This window comes from Actinoplanes sp. NPDC051633, assembly GCF_040681735.1.
Taxonomy (GTDB): domain Bacteria; phylum Actinomycetota; class Actinomycetes; order Mycobacteriales; family Micromonosporaceae; genus Actinoplanes.
On sequence record NZ_JBFAZH010000622.1, the window covers coordinates 1 to 4720 of the forward strand.

At 69.9% G+C, this 4720-nt stretch carries 2 protein-coding genes; both read right to left on the reverse strand.

Features of this window, described 5'->3' with window-relative positions; all coding sequences use genetic code 11:
• Positions 1 to 15: 15 nt before the first annotated feature.
• On the reverse strand, positions 16 to 1122 hold the full coding sequence (locus AB0M20_RS28145; protein ID WP_364303235.1) for a plastocyanin/azurin family copper-binding protein: 1107 nt from the start codon (positions 1120 to 1122) through the stop codon (positions 16 to 18).
• Complete coding sequence (locus AB0M20_RS28150) at positions 1119 to 4643, reverse strand: family 16 glycoside hydrolase (RefSeq protein WP_364303237.1); 3525 nt, start codon at positions 4641 to 4643, stop codon at positions 1119 to 1121. The genes AB0M20_RS28145 and AB0M20_RS28150 overlap by 4 nt, the downstream gene beginning before the upstream one ends.
• Positions 4644 to 4720: the final 77 nt, after the last annotated feature.

A 4720-nucleotide genomic window follows, 5' to 3' on the forward strand; every position in this document is an offset into this window, starting at 1 on the left:
GCCGCCGCCCCGCCCTTACTCCACCCGCGCGCCGCCGCCCCCGGCATGGGGGGCCGTTTTCGACAGGGGCGCCGAGCCGTTGTAGTCCCCGACCGGCTCCCGGGCGCGGGTCACCGCGGCGGTGACCGTCGGCGGGGTGGTGTCCTCGACCGGCGGCGCGACGATGGTGAACATCGCCATCTGCTCGGCCGAGGTGTTGCCGGCGTTGTCCGTTGCCCGGTAGTGCACCATGTGCGATCCGACGCCGCTGACCACGACCGGCGCGGTGTACGCCCGGAAGGCGCCGCCGTCCACGTTGTACTCGATCCCGGCCACGCCGGAGTCGTCGTCGGTCGCGGTCAGCGTGACGGTGGCCGTGCCGATGTAGTTCCCGTTGGCGTCCTTCTCCCCGGTCACCGTGGCGGTGACCACCGGGGGAGTGACGTCGGTGTCGCCGGCCTCCACCACGCGGAAGCTGACCGAGCCCACCGCGGAGGTGTTGCCCGCGTTGTCGGTGGCCCGGAACTGCACCGAGTGGTCACCGAGCTCGGTCACCGTGACCGGCGCGGTGTAGGGCACGAAGCCGGTGTCGTCGATCTCGTACTCGACTCCCGCGACACCGGAGCCGCTGTCGGACGCGGTCACCGTCACGGTGGCCGAGCCGACGTAGTCGCCGTCCGGGTTCTGCGTGCCGGACACCTGCCCGGTCACCGTCGGCGGCGTCTCGTCCTCCACGGGCCCACCGGTCACGGTGAACTCGCCGACCATCGTGCTGTGCCCCGGGATGGTGCAGAAGTAGCGGTAGCGGCCCGGGGTGAGGGTGACGGTCGCGGTGTGCCGGCCGTTGTTCGCGTCGAACGGGCTGGCCAGGATGTTCAGGGTGACGTCGTGGTTGTAGCCAGGGGTCGAGGTGTCGAAGGTCAGCGTGTGCGGCATGCCGATGGTGTTGCCGGTGGCCTCGCTGTTCTCCCAGACGATCGTCGTCTCGCCGGCCACCGCGGAGGTGGGCGCGGTCTTGTAGCGCGTGATGTCGCCGTCGGCGGTCCAGGTCAGGGTCTGCACCGCCGCCGCGGCCGGAGCCGCGACGACGATGCCGACCATCAGAACCAGGGCCGCGAGCGCGGCGCGGACTCGGTTGTTCACAGTGGGCGCACCCTAATGTTGCGGAACTCGATCAGATCGGCGTCGCCGTGGTTCTGCAGCCCGAGGAAGCCGCTGGCGAACTGCCGCAGGTCGGTCGGCGGATCCCCGGCCCGCGACGACTGCTTGCCGGGCGTGTTGTCGAACTCGTTGATCACCACGCCGTTGCGGATGATCGTGTAGTGCTGCCCGACGACCTTGAGCTCGTAGTTGTTCCACACGTTCTTCGCCGTCGGCCGCGCCTGGCTCAGCGGCACCGGGTCGAAGTTGTAGATGGAACCGGTCTTCTGCGGCTCGCCGGTCTCGCCGTCGTAGATCTGGATCTCGTGGCCGCAGTAGATGGCCACCCAGGCCTGCGAGGTTCGCGCCGAGCCGGTCTGCCCGCACGCCGGACGCTGCTCCACGGGCCGGCGCGGGTCCGGGAACCGGGCGAACATGCCGCTGTTGGCCCGTCCCGTGCCCGGGGCGATGTCCTTGAACTGCAGCCTCATCGAGAAGTCGCCGTACTCCTTGGCGGCGTACCAGAGCATCCCGAGCCCGCCGGCCGAGCGCAGTGACCCGTCGGGCTGGATCGAGAAGGAGCCGGACGGCGCCATCTCCCAGCCGCGCAGCGACTCCGCGGTGCCGTTGAAGATCGGCTCGTAGCCCTTGTGCCCCGGCCGCCCGATCGGCGAGGCCGCGGCCAGCCTGGTCAGCGTGCCGGCCTCGCGGCCGGTCAGCACGCCGGCGTCCTGTAGCTGCTTGGCCACCGTGGTGACGTGCCGGACGAAGCTGTCGTGGTCGGGCCACGTGCTCTCGTCGTCGATCAGGTCGTTGATCGTGCAGCCGCCGCCGGCCGCCCGGTTGGCCACACCGGTGTCGGTGTCACCGATGAAGACCGTGCCGCGGGAGTCCGGCACCGCGCAGCCCACGTTCACCTGGGTCTGCACCGTGGCGGTCTCGCCGTCGGCGTACGTGACGGTCAGCTTCGCGGTGAAGGTCCCGGTCCGGGTGTACCGGTGCTGCGGGTCGGCCTCGGTCGACGTGGTGCCGTCGCCGAAGTCCCAGCGCCAGGAGACGCCGCCCGACTTCGAGCCGGTGAACTGGTAGGTCAGCGGCTTGTCCTGCACGGCGGTCGCGGTCGCGGCCGGCGCCGGCGTGGCCGGTCCGCCCGTGTAGCTGACCTTCAGCATCTTCTGCGCCGGGTGCAGGCTGAAGAAGCCGCCGCCGTAGTCCAGCACGTAGAGTGCGCCGTCCGGGCCGAACTTGGCGTCCATCCAGCTCATCACCCGGTTGTCCGCGTTGCCGCCGGGGAAGATCGCCCGCAGCGACTCGGCGAACGGCGGCGGCGACTGTGTCGGCACTCCTGCCGGGTCAATGGTCACCGCGACCCGGTTCTGCGCGTTCGACTCGTCGCCGATGAACCACTTCTCGTCCCAGTACGCCGGCCAGGCCACGCCGCTGTTCGTGTCGACCTGGGAGCGGTGGTAGGTCGGGCCGGACATGATCGCCTGGCCACCGCCCCGCAGGTACGGCTGGGTGTAGGTGGCGTCGGCCGCGACGTAGGTCGGGATGCCCGAGCCGTCGGCGCGCGGCGGGAAGATCGGGCCGCCGCCGTCCGGCGAGTACCAGATCATGTTGTCGCGGGCCGGCGGGATGTCCACCAGGCCGGTGTTGCGCGGCGACTCGTTCTTCAGGTTGTTGCAGTCGTACCAGCCGGTGAGGACCGACGCGTCGGTGTTGCTGCGGTCGCGGTACGGCTGCCGGTTGCCCATGCAGTACGGCCAGCCCTGGTTGCCCGCCGACGTGATGATCGTGGCGGTCTCGTACTTCGCCGGGCCCAGCGTCGGGCTCGGCGAGCCGGCGTCCGGCCCGACCCAGCCGGCGGTCAGCCACTGGTGCACCGGGTCGATCTGCAGGCGGGCGATGTTGCGGACGCCCATCACGTAGATCTCGGGGCGCGTCTTCGGGTTGCCCGGCGGGAAGAGGTTGCCCTCGGGGATCGTGTACGTGCCGTCCGCCTCCGGATGGATGCGGATGATCTTGCCGGCCAGGTCGTTCGTGTTGCCCGAGGTGCGCCGGGCGTCCTGGAACGAGATGCCCGCGTACTCCTGCGTCCAGTTGTTGCCGGAGTAGCCCTGGGAGCCGCCGGACGAGTTGTTGTCGCCCGAGCCCACGTACAGGTTGCCCTTGTTGTCGAAGGCCATGCCGCCGCCGGCGTGGCAGCAGCTGTGGATCTGCACCGGGAACTGCAGGACGTCCTTGCGGGTGGACTGGTCGATGGTCCGGTTCGCCTTGTCGTAGGTGAACCGCGAGACGGTCCGCTGGCCGACCCGCTTCTCGCGGTCGATCGACTCGTGCGGCATCCAGTAGACGTAGAGCCAGTTGTTGGTCGCGAAGGCCGGGTCGGGCACGATGCCCAGCAGGCCCTCCTCGTTCTTCTGCAGCTCGTCGCCGCTGCCCCGGTTGCCCATCACCTCGAGCGTGGTGAGCAGCTTGACCATCTTGGTCTTCGGGTCGTAGCTGTGGATCGTGCCGCAGCCCTTGCCGACGTCCGGGTCGGTCCAGGGCACGATCGGGCCGCTCGGGCAGGCCGCCTTGCCGACGTAGAAGACGGTGCCGTCGGGGGCGATGGTCAGGCCGTGCGGCTCGCCGATCTGGTCGAGCTGGCCAGGCTGGTTGGGGGCGGTGACCCGCTCGGCCTTGTAGTTGGCGGCGATCGTCGCCTGGCAGTCGCCACGCACGGTCCCGGCGGTCCACTGCAGAGCGCCGGTGAGGTGCTTGCGGAACGCGTCCTCGCCGTAGCTGCCCTCGGTGTGGCCCATGCCGGTGTAGAAGGACCGGCCGCCCTGGTAGTCGCGGCACCACGAGATCGGGTGGAACGGCCCGTTGGCGCCCTGACCCGGGCTGTAGTGCCGCTCCTCGACCTGCGCCACGGTGTGCACGGCGCCGATCGGGTTGGGGTCCCAGTTGTACCAGCGGTCGGAGCGCTTCACCGTCAGAGGCAGGCCCTTGGTGGCGGGGTGCTGCCGGTCCAGGATGTCGACCACGGTCTCGGCGACCGCCGGCGGTTGCGGCGCGGTAGTCGCGCCGGTGAACAGCCGCAGGTCGGCGAGCTGGATGATCGGCTCGCCGGAGTTGGCGGTGACGTTCAGCCGGTAGTGCCGGTAGTCGCCCGGCGTGGCGACCTCGAAGCGCCGCGTCTGGAACCGCTCCGGGAAGGTCTGCCCGGTGCGGGTATCCACAGTGGTCCAGGTCTGGCCGTCGGCCGAGCCCTGCAGCTGCCAGTCCCGCGGATCGCGGCCGTCGAAGTCGTTGGCCGAGGTGAGCGCGTACCCGGTGACCCGCTTGGTGGCGCCCAGGTCGTACGCCGCCCAGCCGGTCGCCGAGAACACCAGCCACTTGGTGGACGGGTCGCCATCGGCGAGCTTGGCCGCGGTCTCGTTCGGCGGGTTCTGCCCGCTCGCGGTCACCGCGGAGACCGGCTCGGCGGCCGGCAGCGCGCCGACCGGGCGGGTGCCGATCAGCCAAGAGAGTTGAACCAATTAGACATCACAATCGATCGTGTCACAAACAAAACAATCACTTACAGACACTTGAAAGAAAATAAAAAAGTGAGAGG